The 13,663-nt window shown below is 63.9% G+C and carries 13 protein-coding genes; 6 read left to right on the top strand and 7 right to left on the bottom strand.

The window, feature by feature from the left end; all coding sequences use genetic code 11:
* Nucleotides 1-128: 128 nt before the first annotated feature.
* The 3 genes from HA052_RS13140 to HA052_RS13130 form a co-directional block, all read right to left on the bottom strand.
* Nucleotides 129-401: a type II toxin-antitoxin system RelE/ParE family toxin gene (locus HA052_RS13140; RefSeq protein ID WP_081548819.1), complete on the bottom strand. Its 273-nt coding sequence runs from the start codon at nucleotides 399-401 to the stop codon at nucleotides 129-131.
* Nucleotides 398-682, bottom strand: coding sequence for a CopG family ribbon-helix-helix protein (locus HA052_RS13135; protein ID WP_166452259.1), 285 nt, complete (start codon nucleotides 680-682; stop codon nucleotides 398-400). Before HA052_RS13135 ends, HA052_RS13140 begins: the two co-directional genes overlap by 4 nt.
* A gap of 307 nt (nucleotides 683-989) precedes the next feature.
* Entirely contained in the window at nucleotides 990-1,904 is a 915-nt protein-coding gene (locus HA052_RS13130) for a LysR family transcriptional regulator (RefSeq protein ID WP_166452258.1), read from the bottom strand.
* Nucleotides 1,905-2,032: 128 nt separating this feature from the next.
* Here HA052_RS13130 and HA052_RS13125 point away from each other — a divergent pair, with 128 nt between their 5' ends.
* From HA052_RS13125 to HA052_RS13115, 3 genes are all read left to right on the top strand, one after another.
* Complete coding sequence (locus HA052_RS13125) at nucleotides 2,033-2,914, top strand: MBL fold metallo-hydrolase (RefSeq protein ID WP_166452257.1); 882 nt, start codon at nucleotides 2,033-2,035, stop codon at nucleotides 2,912-2,914.
* 170 nt (nucleotides 2,915-3,084) lie between these two features.
* Entirely contained in the window at nucleotides 3,085-3,789 is a 705-nt protein-coding gene (locus HA052_RS13120; RefSeq protein WP_166452256.1) for a DsbA family protein, read from the top strand.
* Nucleotides 3,790-3,828: 39 nt separating this feature from the next.
* Complete coding sequence (locus HA052_RS13115) at nucleotides 3,829-4,251, top strand: nuclear transport factor 2 family protein (RefSeq protein WP_052370434.1); 423 nt, start codon at nucleotides 3,829-3,831, stop codon at nucleotides 4,249-4,251.
* A gap of 220 nt (nucleotides 4,252-4,471) precedes the next feature.
* Here HA052_RS13115 and HA052_RS13110 read toward each other — a convergent pair whose 3' ends face one another.
* Both HA052_RS13110 and HA052_RS13105 read right to left on the bottom strand, forming a co-directional pair.
* Nucleotides 4,472-5,551, bottom strand: a complete 1,080-nt coding sequence (locus HA052_RS13110; RefSeq protein WP_166452255.1) for a calcium:cation antiporter — start codon at nucleotides 5,549-5,551, stop codon at nucleotides 4,472-4,474.
* A 263-nt stretch (nucleotides 5,552-5,814) separates the two neighbouring features.
* Nucleotides 5,815-7,188 carry an MATE family efflux transporter gene (locus HA052_RS13105; RefSeq protein WP_166452254.1) on the bottom strand — a complete coding sequence of 458 codons (1,374 nt, stop codon included), beginning with the start codon at nucleotides 7,186-7,188 and terminating at the stop codon, nucleotides 5,815-5,817.
* A gap of 296 nt (nucleotides 7,189-7,484) precedes the next feature.
* On the opposite strand from HA052_RS13105, the gene HA052_RS13100 reads away from it, so the two are divergent.
* The 3 genes from HA052_RS13100 (at nucleotide 7,485) to HA052_RS13090 (ending at nucleotide 10,486) form a co-directional block, all read left to right on the top strand.
* Nucleotides 7,485-8,123, top strand: a complete 639-nt coding sequence (locus HA052_RS13100; RefSeq protein ID WP_166452253.1) for a TetR family transcriptional regulator — start codon at nucleotides 7,485-7,487, stop codon at nucleotides 8,121-8,123.
* Between the two features lie 88 nt (nucleotides 8,124-8,211).
* Complete coding sequence (locus tag HA052_RS13095; RefSeq protein ID WP_166452252.1) at nucleotides 8,212-9,609, top strand: purine-cytosine permease family protein; 1,398 nt, start codon at nucleotides 8,212-8,214, stop codon at nucleotides 9,607-9,609.
* 1 nt (nucleotide 9,610) lies between these two features.
* Nucleotides 9,611-10,486 carry a nitrilase-related carbon-nitrogen hydrolase gene (locus tag HA052_RS13090; RefSeq protein ID WP_206118893.1) on the top strand — a complete coding sequence of 292 codons (876 nt, stop codon included), beginning with the start codon at nucleotides 9,611-9,613 and terminating at the stop codon, nucleotides 10,484-10,486.
* Here HA052_RS13090 and HA052_RS13085 read toward each other — a convergent pair.
* On the bottom strand, nucleotides 10,380-11,192 hold the full coding sequence (locus tag HA052_RS13085; RefSeq protein ID WP_240937357.1) for an AraC family transcriptional regulator: 813 nt from the start codon (nucleotides 11,190-11,192) through the stop codon (nucleotides 10,380-10,382). The genes HA052_RS13090 and HA052_RS13085 overlap by 107 nt on opposite strands.
* A gap of 210 nt (nucleotides 11,193-11,402) precedes the next feature.
* Nucleotides 11,403-13,652 carry a M9 family metallopeptidase gene (locus tag HA052_RS13080; protein WP_166452250.1) on the bottom strand — a complete coding sequence of 750 codons (2,250 nt, stop codon included), beginning with the start codon at nucleotides 13,650-13,652 and terminating at the stop codon, nucleotides 11,403-11,405.
* Nucleotides 13,653-13,663: the final 11 nt, after the last annotated feature.

Genomic DNA, 13,663 nt, shown 5'->3' with positions numbered 1-13,663 from the left:
GCACGCCCGTACAAACCTTTATTGATGGCAAACGGGAATGGAGGGAGAAGGTAGACAACTTGAATTGATCTGACAGTCGGGTGCCGTCAAAACGGGAGACTGTCAGATCAGGTCTGAACTTCTACAGATTAAGGCCGTTGTCGGGCAACATGTAAAACCCGAAGCACCCGGAGTTGATCAGTTACTAAATCGTAAACGCAGACATAGTTGCGATGAAGAACCCACTCTCTAGTGCCGGCAACACGCCCTGCCCGGCCCAACTCAGGATGTAGAAGCAGCCGGGAGGCCTGTTGCTCAAAAAGCTCATCAAGATCAAGGGCCGCTATTGGGTTATCTGCTGCAATGTATTCAAAAATGGCTTCGCGATCCGCCACCGCATCAGGCGTCCAAGCCAGCTTCATCGTTCGGCCATTCTCCGGCGTAACTCCGCCCTCTTGGCAGCAAAATGCGCCTCTACCTGATCGCCAGGAAGCAGTTCACCCGCATTCGCTTGGTCCAGCCCTTGTTGGACCTGGCTACGGAACCACTGATCATACTCAGCGGCCTCCTCATTCTTTCGCACCACTTCGCGCATAAAGTCACGGAGTAGCTGGGCGCCCGTGCGATCCTGCAATTTGGCCACCTTGGCAAACTCCTGCTTCAGAGACTCATCGACACGGAAAGTAAAAGTCGCTTCGCTCATGGCGTTCTCCTATGTGTTACAAGGCACTTAACAAGTAATAAAATCATACGCATCAGTGTGCTACATAGCAAACGGGACGATCAACGCCACTGGCATTGCCACTCTCATTCGTGAGAAAAAGGACAAGCTTTATCCAATTGCCCTGCAAGCCAGTACTGGCGCACCTTCGGGCGAGCAATCCCGGGTCTGTCGCTTCGCCAGGATCTGCCCGCCGCGCTGAACGGTTGAATGGAGGCATTCTCCCGTCTGCATGCCAAGGAAATGCCAAGGCCAGTTTAACGGCTGCCCCGTTGTCCCGCGAGCAAGCTCAGCCGCCGGCCGTGCGCGCCTGCCAGGCCGGATCGCTGGCGAAACGCTCCACCAGAAAATCCAGCATCGCCCGCAAGGTGGCCGGCATTTGCCGGCGCGAGGTGTAAATACCGTAAATGCCCAACTCCTGCGGCTGATACTCCGGCAACAAAGCCACCAACTGACCGCTGGCGATCAGCGGCGCGGCGGAGTACAGCGGCTGCAAGGCAATGCCGGCGCCGGCCGCGGTGGCGGACAACAACACCATGGACTCATTGGCGCTCAAATTGCCGCTGACCGGCACCGCCAACTGCTCGCCGTGACGCTGAAAACGCCACAAACTCTTTCCGAAATAGGAGTAGGTCAGACAGTTGTGCAGCGACAAATCCTCCAGCCGCTTGGGCGCGCCGTGGGCGGCCAGATAGGCGGGAGAGGCGCAGATCACCGACGCGCAACTGGCCAGCGGACGGGCAATCAGGCTGGGGTCCAAGGCATTGGTGATGCGGATGGCCAGATCAATTCTTTCTTCCACCAGATTGACCGCGCGGTTGCTGATCTGCAGATCAATGGCGGTTTGCGGAAAGCGGCGCAGAAACTCGGTCACCGCCCCCGCCAGCGCGTCCTGCGCCAGCGACTGCGCGCAACTGATGCGCAGCAGCCCCTGCGGCTGGCCTGGGTCCGCATGGTTGGCCGCCGGCATCTGACCGGCGATTTCCAACATCTGCCGGCAACGCGCCAGCGTCTCCTCGCCGGCCGGGGTCAGGCTTAGCCGCCGCGTGGTGCGGTGCAGCAGCCGGGTGCCGGCCCATTCCTCCATCTCCGCCAGATAACGGGTGATCATCGCCCGCGACATGTCCAGAGTCTCCGCCGCGGCTACCAGGCTGCCGCGTTCGGTAATGGTCACAAACACTTGCGCCGCGGTGATCCTATCCATGATTCGCTCGATTCATGCAACTAACCATTGCTTATTATCCGGTTTTTGATTCGAAAATAGCAATCTATGATTCACATCAGGCTTGCTACCAAGCCGACCGATCTCAAATTCACCAAATGGAAACCATCATGATCCAACACCGCATTTCCGGCAGCTTTGTAGCAGGCGCCCTGTTGATGTCCGCCGCTTTCGCCCAAGCCGACGCTTTGAAAGTCGATGTCTACAACCCCGGCGCCAAGAGCCTGTTCCCGGTGTCCTCGGAGCTGATCACCGGCAAGAGCGAGGCTGTGCTGATCGACGCTCAGTTCCAGCGCAACGACGCCGAGGCCCTGGTAGCCAAGGTCAAGGCCAGCGGGAAGAAACTGACCACGGTGTTCATTTCCCATCCGGACCCGGACTTCTACTTTGGCCTGGACGTGATCAAGGCCGCCTTCCCGGACGCCAAGGTGCTGGCCACCGCCTCCACTATTGAGGCGATCAAGGCTTCCAAGGACGGCAAGATGGCTTACTGGGGCCCGATCCTGAAGGACAACGCGCCCAAGACCGTGATCGTGCCGGAACCCATCCAGGGCGACACCCTGAAAGTGGACGGCCAGAAGTTGCAAGTGATGGGTCTGAAAGGCCCGACTCCGGACCGCACCTATATCTGGGCGCCGTCGATCAAGACCGCGATGGGCGGCGTGCTGACCTACGGCAATATGCATGTCTGGACCGCGGACACCCAAACCCCGAAAGACCGCGCGGACTGGCAGAAGTCGCTGAAGAACCTGCAGGCGTTGAAGCCCAAGGTCGTGGTGCCGGGCCATTTCCTGAACAATGCGCCGCACACCCTGGCTTCGGTGAAGTTCACCAGCGACTACCTGAAAACGCTGGAAGCGGAACTGCCTAAGGCCAAGAACTCGGCCGAACTGGTGACGGCGATGAAGCAGCGCTATCCGAAGCTGGAAGGCGTGGCGGATCTGGAGCTGAGCGCCAAGGTGCTTAAGGGCGAGATGAAGTGGCCGCAATAAGGCTCTGAGGGCAGCCAGCGAAAGTCCTGATGCTGCGCGGCGCCGACTTGCCGTGTCGGCGTCGGCGCGCCTTGCCTCAGGATTTGTTTGCCGCCCTTTATATTTTCTACGCCTGATGATTTGAATGTATGGCCGCCCGCGTTGCGGGTGGCGCAAGAAAGGAAACCGCCATGTCCGGCATTATTTTGCACACTATTTTCGATCCGCTCTGCGGCTGGTGCTACGGCGCCGCGCCCTTGCTGGAAGCCGCGCGCGGCGTGCCGGGCTTGACGGTGGCGCTGCACGGCGGCGGCATGATGGTGGGCGCCAATCGCCGCCAGGTCAGCCCGGAGTGGCGCCAATTCGTATTGCCGCACGACCGCCGCATCGCGGAAGTCTCCGGCCAGCCTTTCGGCGAAGCTTATTTCGACGGCCTGCTCAAGGATCACGGCGCGGTGATGGATTCCGCGCCGCCCACCACCGCTGTTCTGGCGGCGGAGGAAACGGCCGGCAGCGGCTTGGAACTGTTGCACCGCATCCAGCGCGCCCACTTCGTGGAAGGCCGCCGCATCGCGGAGTTTCCGGTGCTGGCCGAACTGGCCGCCGACATCGGCCTGGACGCGGACGCTTTCGCCGCGGCTTACCATCGTTTGGAAGGCGCGGTTACCGACACCCACTTCCAGGAAAGCCGCCGGTTGTTGGCCCAAGCGGGCGGCCAGGGTTTTCCCACGTTGGCGTTGGAGGAAAACGGCGGCTTGACGGTGCTGGACCTGGGCGCCTACCTGGGCCGGCCGGATGCCTGGCGCGCCCGCCTGAGTCAGGCCGCGTCCAGCGCGGCCCCGGCTGCGACGGAGGCCTTGGCCTGCGGCCCGGACAGCTGTGTGTTGCCGCAATGAAGGAAGGGCATGAGCAAACCGATTTTTGGATGGAACAACATGAACGCTAATCAAACCCCGGGCCAGGGCCACCTGAGCAATGTGGACATCGTCCGCGCCACTTACGAAGGCGATTCCGAGGCCAACGGCCGCAATCTCTTGGCCGCGCTGGCGCCGGACGCGGAGTGGACGGAAGCCGCCGGCTTTCCCTACGCCGGCACCTATGTGGGCGCGGAGTCCATCGTCAAGAACGTGCACGAGCGGCTGGGCCGCGAGTGGGAAGGCTACCGCGCGGCGGTGGACAGCTTCTACGACGCCGGCGAACACGTGATCGCCCAAGGTTTCTACCATGGCGTCTACCGCGCCACCGGCAAAGGCTTTGTCGCCTCTTTCGCCCATATTTACACGCTTCGCGACGGCAAGATCGTCAAGTTCGTGCAGATTGTGGACAGCGCCAAGGTGCTGGAAGCGATGCGGGCCTGAGAGCCTGTTTACGATCTGTTGCGTGTCGGTAGAGACATTGTGCGATGAGTGCCCGCTTCGGAATGCTCATGTACCACTCGACCATTCCGGGTTCTCAGCGGTTTTCGCCTTGTCTCGCTCTTGCTCGTGAGCTCCTGAACCGGTTCTGAGAACCTGGTCCGCCAATGAAAAAACCGCCAGCCGGCAACGGTTGGCGGTTTTTTTTGCGCGGTGTGGACGTTCAGGGACTGATGGCGAAGAACACGAAGGACGCGAAGATCACCAGGTGGACGATGCCCTGCAATATGGTGGTGCGGCCCACGGCCAGCGACATCGAGCTGACCAGCAAGGTGAGCACCAGGAAGATGGTTTCCTTGTTTTCCAGGCCCAGAATCAGCGGTTCGCCCATCACCACGAAGATCAGCGCCACGGTGGGGATGGTCAGGCCGATGGAGGCCAGCGCCGAACCCAGCGCCAGGTTGAGGCTGGTCTGCACCCGGTCCGCGCGCGCGGCGTTGGCGGCGGCCAGGCCTTCCGGCAGCAGCACCAGCGCGGCGATGATGATGCCCACCACGGCGGCAGGCGCGCCGGCCGCTTCCACGAAGCCTTCGATCGACGGCGACAGCAGCTTGGCCAGGCTGACCACGCCCACGAGGCAAACCAGCAGCAGGGCCAGGCTGATGAGCGTCACTTTGACGGACGGCGGCGGCGCGTGTTCGTCCTCGCTGTGGCTGCCTTCCAGCAGGAAGTAGTCGCGGTGGCGTATGGTTTGCACAAAGACGAAGGCGCCATACAGCACCAGGGACACCACGCCGGTGAAGGCCAGTTGCGAGGAGGACAGCAGCGGGCCCGGCTCGCTGGTGCCGTAGTTGGGCAAGACCAGCGCCAGCACGGAAATGGCGGCCAGCACGGTCAGCGCCACTTTGGCGCCGCTGAGCTGGAAGTTCTGTTCGCGATGGCGCAGGCCGCCCAGCAGCAGGCAGATGCCGACGATGCCGTTGCAGGTGATCATGATGGCGGAAAAGATGGTGTCGCGCGCCAGCGCCAGCTTGCTTTCTCCGCCGGCCAGCATGAAGGAGACAATCAAGGCCACTTCGATCACCGTCACCGCCAGCGCCAGGATCAGCGTGCCGTAAGGCTCGCCCACCTTGTGCGCCACCACTTCGGCGTGGTGGACGGCGGCGAAGACGGTGCCGGCCAGCAGCACCGCCAGCAAGGTGATGAACAGCGCGGAGGAGGCAAATGAGTTCGAGGCCAGGATTGCGCCCCAGGCGACAAGCGGGGCGGCGACGGTCCAGCGGGGAATGGTGGTCAGAGACATTGTTGTCCTTGTTATTGATGGGTTGGAGTCAAGCCGCGGCGGAGGCGCCGACAGACGGGTGTTATCACTATACGAATCGGCCCGCGATCCTGCGACCTCGAAACAAGACGAGACGCGGGGGCGGCCGGGAGCCGGCGCGGGATGCGAGAGCAAGGAGGCGCGATGCGTCGCGCGAAGGATATAGACAATGGCAATTGGAACCGGTTCGCCAATGCCTAAAAAAAATGGCCGGAAATCCGGCCATTGGTTGAGAACGGTGGCGATCAGGCTGCGCTTGCCAGGTTCTCTTGACGTTTCAGGCGGCGGAAGGCGCCCCACAAGGCCAGCGCGGCCGCCGAGCCCAGCAGCAGGTTGACCAGCGGCATCGCCAGCCAGACGCCGTCCAGCGCCAGCCACAACGGCAACAGCCACAAGGCGGGCAGCAGCAGGGTCTTGCCTATGGTCAGCAGCAGCGCAGCCCGCGTCATCGCCATCGCCTGCAGCGCGAGAATGCCGATGATCACCAGGCCGTCCAAGGGCATGGCCAGCAAATGCAGGCGCAGCGCGTGGCTGCCGGCGGCGATCAGCGCCAGGTCTTCGCTGTTGTACATGCGCACGATCATGGTGGGGAACAACTGCACCGCCGCCAGCGCGGTGAAGCCCAGCAGCATGGTGACGCGCAGGCCGTAGCGCAGCGCCTCGCGGGTGCGTTCCGGCCGGCCGGCGCCGGTGGAATGGCTGAGCAGCGGTTGCAGGCCCACCGCCAGCCCATGTACTACCAGGGTGAACAGGGCTTCGCTGTAGCCGGCGGTGGCGTAAGCGGCCACGCTCAGGTCCGTGCCCCAGCGCAGCAGCTGGAAGTTGTGGGCGAACATCAGCAAGGCCAGGTTGAACTCCATCAACAGGCTGGACAGGCCCAGCGCCAGGACGGGGCCGCAGCAGCGCCAATCCAGCCGCAAGTTCGCCAGCCGCAGGCGCAGCCGCGCGTGGCGGGTGAAGAAATAGCCGAGGCCGGCAAGCATCACCACCGATTCGGACAGCAAGGTGGCCTGGGCCGAGCCGGCCAGGCCCAGCTTGAACACGCCAACGAACAGGTAGTTGAAGACCACGTTGAGCAGCGAGCCTATCACCATCAACAGCGTGGCCAGCCGCGGGCGGCCGTCGTTGCGCAGCAGATAGGTGGCCACCATCTGGCCCATGGTGAACACCGCGCCGCCCAGCATCCATTGCAGATAGTTGCGGGCTTCCGCCATCACGATAGGCTGCTTGTCGGCTTGCAGCCATTGCAGCAGGGTGTCCAGATACGTGAGTCCCAGCAGCGGGATGGCCAGGCTGATCAGGGCCAGCAGCGCCAGCGCCGCCATCAGGGTGGCGCGCGCGCGTTCGTAGTCGCCGCCGCCTTGCAAGATGGCGATGCGGGTGGCCGCGCCCATGCTCAGCATGGCGCCCAGGCCCACTTGCATCATCACCAGCGGATAGGCCAGCGCGATGGCCGCCAAGCCGTGGCTGCCGACGAAGTGGCCGACGAAGATGCCGTCGATGACCACGTAAAGGCCGGTGGCCAGCATGCCGGCGAGGGAGGGAATGGTGTATTGCCAGAACAGTTTGGACACCGGCAACGTGTCCAGGTCGCGGTGGTTGCTTGTTGTGTGTGACATGGTAGTACCTAAAGAGTCTGTTTACGATCTGCTGCGCTGCGGCGATACGGCGTTGAAAACCGCTTCGAAATGCTCATGTACCACGTGTACATTCCGCTTTCTCAGCCGTTTACGCCTTGTCTCGCTCTTGCTCGCGAGGTCGTAAATAGACTCTAAGAAAAGTTTCAAAAGATCGAGGGACGGCAGGTCGGCGCGCCTTGCCTTGGCGGCGCTGAGTGTTGTCCATTCAATTAATCAATCACGGTTGATTAATTAATTCTTTGAGGTAGCATCTGGGGAAAAGTTCAGAGGCGGATATGGCCAGGAAAACCAAGGAAGAATCGCAAAAAACCCGGGAGGCGATCCTGGACGGCGCGGAGCGGGTGTTTCTGCTGCAAGGCGTGGCCAACGCCACGATGGCGCAGATCGCCGATGCTGCCGGCGTGTCGCGCGGCGCGGTCTATGGCCACTACGACAATAAGATGGAGGTGTGCCGGGCCATGGTGGACCGCGTCTTCGAACTGGACGCGTTGCGCTTCCCGGCGGAGCAGGCGTCGGCGGGCGAAACCCTGGTGGCGGTGGGCATGTATTATCTGCGCCAGTTCCACGAGCCTGGTCCGGCGCAGCGGGTGACGGAGTTTCTGTATCACAAGTGCGAGCGCAACGAGGAAAACCGCGGCATCCTGCGCCGCCGCGAGCTGATGGACCGCGCCACCATGCATTATGTGCGCCGCCAGCTGAGACGCGCCATCGCCCTGGGAGAGCTGCCGCAGGACATCGAGGTGGGCATCGCCGCCGAGTTCCTGGTGCGCTTGTTTGAAGGCATGTACGGGATGATGGACGGCGGCAAGGCGCCGTTCGCGGCTTGCGAGCGCATTTTGCGCGGGGCCTGGCTGAGCCTGGCTACGGTGCCGGCCTGGCGGGGCGGGGCTTCGCATTCATCCGCGTCAATATGAACATTGCGCATTAGGTATGGGTTGCCGCCGCGCGGCCGCCTAGACTGGCTCCTCCCCCCGGCGGGTACCGGGCAGACAGGAGGGGCTCATGACTATAGGCGACAAGCGGAAGCGGCGCGTGCCGGCTTGGGTGGAGACGCGTTCCATTGATTATGTGCCGGCGGCGGAGCGGCGCGGCAAAGTCTGGCATCAGGCGCCGTTCTGGTTTGCCGGGAATTTCGTGTTGACCACCATGATGGTTGGCTTCACCGGGCCCTTGCTGGGCTTGGGGGTGGGCTGGTCCATTCTGGCGGTGGCGCTGGGCGTGAGCCTGGGCACTTTGCTGATGGCCTGCCACGCTAATCAGGGGCCGCGGCTGGGTTTGCCGCAGATGATACAGTCGCGCGCCCAGTTTGGCCGTCGCGGCGCCGTTTTGCCGTTTATGGCGGTGGTCTTCATCTATATCGGCTTCAATGTGTTCGATGTGATCCTGGCCGCCGACGCCATCGCCGTGGTGGCCGCCGCGCCGCGCTCCGTCAGCTATGCGTTGTTGATCGCCGCGGCGGGCATCGTCTCCATCGTCGGTCACGATCTGCTGCATGTGGTGCAACGCTGGCTGACCGGTTTGCTGATCCTGATATTCGGCGCGCTGAGTCTTGCCCTGTGCGTAAGGCTGGCCGCCAGCGGCGGCGTGGCGATGGGGGCTTTCGCCTGGCCGGCCTGGCTGGCGCAGGGGACGGCGGCGGCGGCTTATCAACTCAGTTACTCGGTCTACGTGTCGGATTATTCGCGCTATCTGCCGGAGGAGACGCCGGCGGCGCGGCTGATCGGCTGGACCTGGCTGGGGGCCGCCGGCTCCGCCTTGTGGTTGATGTCGTTGGGCGCGGCGCTGGCGGGAGAGCAGGCGTCGCCGGACGCCATCCAGAGCCTGAAACGGCTGGGCGATGGGCTGGCCCCGGGCTTCGGCTCGCTGGCCGTGCTGGCCGCGGCGCCGGCCTTGGTGGGCATCATGGCGGTGAATTTCTACGGCGCCACGCTGACCGGGCTCAGCGTGCTGGACGCGGTGCGGCCGGCGCCGCGGGGGCTGGCCTTCCGCGTGGGCGGGGTCGCGTTGTTCGCCGTGGCGGTGTGGCTGGCGGCGCTGGGGCTGCCGGCGGATTACCTGGCCAGTTTTCATATTTTTGTCGCGCTGATGCTCTACTTGCTGGTGCCCTGGAGCGCGGTCAACCTGATGGATTTCTACGGGGTGCGCCGCGGGCGCTATGTGATCCGCGACATCTTGCTCGCGGACGGTGTTTACGGACAATGGTCGCGTCCCGGCCTGCTGTCCTATCTGGGCGGCTTGCTGGCGATGTCGCCCTTCGCGGCGGTGGGGGCTTATGTCGGGCCGGCCGCGGCGGCGTTGGGGGGCGTGGATCTGTCGCTGGCGGTGGGTTTATTGGCGTCGGGCGGCACGTATTGGGTGTTGAGCCGCAATGGGGCGGTCGCAGCGGCATGGGAGCGATAAGGTGAGGCAGATCAAGGTGGCGTGTTGTCAGGTGGCGCCGGTGTTTGGCGATGTCGAAGGCAATCTGGCGCGCGCGGAACGGGCGCTGGAGCGGGCGGCGGAACTGGGCGCGCGGGTGGCGGTGTTGCCGGAGCTGGCCAATACCGGTTATGTGTTCGCCTGCCGCGAGGAGGCGCTGGGCCTGGCCGAGGCGGCCGACGGCCGCAGCGTGTCGTTCTGGGCAGCGCTGGCGCGGCGGCTGGGCATGGCGGTGGCGGCGGGCTTTTGCGAGGCCGGCGCCGACGGCGGGTTATACAACAGCGCGGTCTTGCTGGGGCCGGACGGCGAGCGGGCCGGGTACCGCAAGGCCCATTTGTGGGATGCGGAGAAGCTGGTCTTCGATCTGGGCGAGCAGCCGCCGCCTGTGCTGGAGACGCGGTTTGGCCGGCTGGCCTTGATGATCTGCTATGACCTGGAGGTGCCGGAGTGGGTGCGTTTGCCGGCCTTGGCCGGCGCCGATCTATTGTGCGCGCCGGTGAATTGGCCGGTGTTGCCGCATCCGCCCGACGAGCGCCAGGCCGAGCGTTTCAAGGCCCAGGCCAACGCGGCCTTCAACCGCTTGCCGATCGCGGTGTGCGACCGCCATGGTCGCGAGCGCGGCGTGGACTGGAGCGGCGCTTCTCTGATCGTCGACGCCGACGGCTATCCGCTGGCGCTGGCCGAGACGGGGCGGGACGAGGATCAATTGCTGCTAGCGGATCTGGACCTGGCGGCGAGCCGGGACAAGTTCATCAGTCGGCGCAATCATGTGCATGCCGACCGGAGGCCCGAGCTGTACCGAGCGCTGCAGGATGAGGAAAGCCGAGCGGCGTCCGCAGCCGCAACTGACGCGGGCTGAGGCCGAACATCTGCCGACACAGCCGGGTTAGCGCGCTTTGATCGGAAAAGCCGCAACTGGCGGCGATGTCGGCCAGCGGCCGGCCGCTGTGCTGGATGGCGTGGCAGGCGGCTTCCATTCGGGTGCGGCGGATGAATTCGCCTACGCTGGCCTGGAACACCCGCTTCATGCGCCGGTCCATCTGGCCGATGCTGAGGCCGGACAGATCGCACAACTCCTCCAGGTGCAAGGGTCGGTCGTAATGGGTCTGGATGTGGTCGACGCAGGCGGCGAAGCGTTCGTCCAGCAGCTTCTCTCGGGTTAGTTCGGTCAGATCCTTGGAAATGCAGACCAATCCGATCAAGTGTCCGTCAGGGTCGTGCAGCGATTGTTTGTTGGTCAGGCACCAGCCGGGCGCGCGGTCGTGGTAGACGGTGAGGTCCAGCCGGTTGCGCACCGGACGGCGCTCCGAGAAAACTTGCAGATCCTGGCTGCGGTAGCGGTTGGCCATGGCGTTGGGAAACAGCTCGTGCGCGGTCTTGCCTTCCGCCTGCCATTTGTTGCGCAAGGCGCAACGGCCTACGCAGCCCTCGCTCAAGGCCAGATAGCGGCTGTCCAGGTCTTTGACCGCGAACACTACGTCGGGCAACTGATCGAACAAGACGGCCATCGCCTGCATGGCGTTCAGGTCGCTGACGATGTAGGGGCGTTGCGGCGGCATGGACATGGCGGGCGGCCTTATAAGCGGTTTACGGTGTGTTGAGCTCCAAAGAAACAGCCGACCGCCGACGGCGGATCGGGCCATTTAATCTTCATGTCATTCATTAATCATTGTTTGAAAACAAAGTGCATTAATTCAACCCATTTTGCAAGTCCGCCGCGGACGGGCCGCGGCGGCTTGGGTTGAGGTGCTTGGCGCGAGGGTTTGAACCGGGTCTTAATCGTAGCTGGCGCTGACCGTGACGTTGGCGAAGGGTTGGCGCGCCTGTAGCGTCAGGTAGTACCAGCGGCCGGCTTGCGGCGCGGCGATGGCCACGCTTTCCTCATTGCCGGCCGCGGCGGACGCGTAGTCGTAATTGCCGGGCGTTGGGTAGCGGCCCAGCGCCACGTAGAGATCGACGTCGCCGCTGCCGCCGCTGGTCCACAGCTTGAGGTTGCGCGCGCCGGCCGGCAGCAGGATGGTGGCGTAGGCCGCGCCGGAAGCGGAGGCGGAGAGACCGCCGATGGAGCAGTTCTTGCCTAGGTAGCTGGGAGAGGTTTCCTTGCACGGCGGCAGGCCGGTGTCCGACGGCAGCGGCGGTTGGCCTGCGGTGGTGGCGCTTTGCGCCCAGCTGGAGAATTCGGCGTCGTAGCGGCCGCCTATCTGCTGGATCTGATTGAAATAGCCGTTGTAATCGCCGCTGCGGAAGCGGGCGAGGAAGCCGTCCACGTCGCCGCGGTGGCGTTCCATCATGAAGCGGGTGGCCATATAGCCCCAGCGGTAGGCGCGGGTGACGTAGTCCGTCATGTCGTAGGTGTTGCCGAAGATCTGGCTCAGCGTGTAGTTGCCGCTGCGGGCGGCGTCTATGGCCGGCTGGTTGACGTTGCCCAGCGACAGGTATTCGGCCAGCCCTTCTATCCACCATACCGTGGGCAGGCGGGTGCTGGCGCCGAAATCGCCGTACATGTCGAAGCGGCCGTCCAGATAGTGGATGTATTCGTGTTCCAGGTTCCAGACTTTGAAGGTGGGGCGCAGCCAAGAGGCTTCGTGAGCGATGAAGCGCGCTTGGTTGCCGGCCGCGGCCGGGTCGCCTTCAAGATACATGCCGCCGTTGTCGGTGCTGATGCCGTAGATGATGGAGGCGTATTTGGCGTAGTTGTTGTAATCGTCGAACACCACCACTTCCAGCGAGGTGTTGTTGTCGTTGGCCACCGGCTGCTTGCGGGTTTGCAGCATCTGGTGGAAGTAGGACTCCTCTTTTTGCAGCAGCGCGCAGGAGGACTGCAGCTGGTCCAGGGTCATTTCCTGGGAGCGGATGCGGATGCTGGCGCTGCAGGTGTAGCGATTGACCAGGATGGCGTCGGCGAGCCGGGTTTCGAAGTCGCAGGTGCCGTAATCGGCGCAGCTGGCGGCGTCGTAATACTTCACCGCTTCGGCGGCGGCCAGCCACAGCTCGTTGTCGTTGCCGGTCATGCTGCTGCCGGAGAGAATGGCCTGGACCTGGGGTTTGATCGCGGGCTTCAGCGCCGGGTATTGCATGAAGCGCAGCCCTTCTCGGGTGGCGTCGCCCAGCTGGAAGGCGCTTTCAGTGCCGAGCAGGGCGCTCTTGTTGGCCAGGGCGAAGCGGGTCAGCGCCGCCGAGTAGCTGCCGTCATTCTGCAACAGCGGCGCGGCGTTGGCGCGGCCGTGGGCGTAGAAGAACACGGTCAGCGCGCCGGTGAAGCCCTGGCTGGCGGTGGTTTCGCGTAGGGCCTGGGCGGCATTGGGCTGGCCGGCGCTATTGGTGTAGCGTTGCACGATGGCGCGCATGCTGGGCAGGTAGTAAGCCTCGTCCGCCATATTGGTGATCAGCTTCATCACCTCGCCGGCGGTCGTGGAGGCCTGGGCGTTGGCGGAGAACAGTGCGTTGCCGTCGGCCAGTTGTTTGATGCCGGGGCGCAGCACGGAGAGCAGATTGGGGTCCAGCGCCGGCAGGGCGCCACCGCTGGCCAGGTAATAGCCGGCGCGCAGGTAAAGGGTGAGGTTGACCAGGGCCATGGAGCCGGCATTGTACGCCGCGGCCTCTTGGGCGAAGCGTCCGGCGACGGCGTTGAGGTTGGCCGCGCTGTAGAGCGTGGCGGCCAGTTTGCTGTCCAGGGAGAACAGGCCGTAGGTGCAGGTGTAGTCGGGCAGGCCGACCAGGTAGTTGGCCAGGGCCGCGCCGCTGTAGCCGGCCATGGCTTTCACGTCCGGGCATTGCACAACGGCGGCGCGGCGGATCAGCTTGCTTTTGGGCTTGCCGATCACGGTGCGGTCGTCAGGCAAGCGGTAGCGGGATTGCGCGTCGCTTGGCGGACGCTGTTGCCATTGTCGCGGCGGCGGCGCTTGTTTCGGCCGGGCCTGCGCCTGGTGGGGGGCTTTTTGCAGCTTGGGCGCGGCCAGCGCCGGCTGCGCCAGCAAGGCGGCGGCCAAGCTTAGGCTCAGCGCGGCGAGAGGAATGATCTGCATGGCTTGTCTCC

The organism is Chromobacterium fluminis (assembly GCF_011602385.1).
GTDB classification, from domain to species: Bacteria; Pseudomonadota; Gammaproteobacteria; order Burkholderiales; family Chromobacteriaceae; genus Chromobacterium; species Chromobacterium fluminis.
The sequence above is the reverse complement of the archived record's forward strand: the minus strand, read 5'-3'. Positions and strand labels throughout refer to the sequence as shown.

Coding starts and splice junctions, on each gene's coding strand:
- HA052_RS13085 (WP_240937357.1), bottom strand. CDS start 11,192: ATGTCCATGCCGCCGCAACGCCCCTACATCGTCAGCGACCTGAACGCC.
- HA052_RS13120 (WP_166452256.1), top strand. CDS start 3,085: ATGTCCGGCATTATTTTGCACACTATTTTCGATCCGCTCTGCGGCTGG.
- HA052_RS13115 (WP_052370434.1), top strand. CDS start 3,829: ATGAACGCTAATCAAACCCCGGGCCAGGGCCACCTGAGCAATGTGGAC.
- HA052_RS13110 (WP_166452255.1), bottom strand. CDS start 5,551: ATGTCTCTGACCACCATTCCCCGCTGGACCGTCGCCGCCCCGCTTGTC.
- HA052_RS13100 (WP_166452253.1), top strand. CDS start 7,485: ATGGCCAGGAAAACCAAGGAAGAATCGCAAAAAACCCGGGAGGCGATC.
- HA052_RS13140 (WP_081548819.1), bottom strand. CDS start 401: ATGAAGCTGGCTTGGACGCCTGATGCGGTGGCGGATCGCGAAGCCATT.
- HA052_RS13095 (WP_166452252.1), top strand. CDS start 8,212: ATGACTATAGGCGACAAGCGGAAGCGGCGCGTGCCGGCTTGGGTGGAG.
- HA052_RS13105 (WP_166452254.1), bottom strand. CDS start 7,188: ATGTCACACACAACAAGCAACCACCGCGACCTGGACACGTTGCCGGTG.
- HA052_RS13130 (WP_166452258.1), bottom strand. CDS start 1,904: ATGGATAGGATCACCGCGGCGCAAGTGTTTGTGACCATTACCGAACGC.
- HA052_RS13125 (WP_166452257.1), top strand. CDS start 2,033: ATGATCCAACACCGCATTTCCGGCAGCTTTGTAGCAGGCGCCCTGTTG.
- HA052_RS13080 (WP_166452250.1), bottom strand. CDS start 13,652: ATGCAGATCATTCCTCTCGCCGCGCTGAGCCTAAGCTTGGCCGCCGCC.
- HA052_RS13135 (WP_166452259.1), bottom strand. CDS start 682: ATGAGCGAAGCGACTTTTACTTTCCGTGTCGATGAGTCTCTGAAGCAG.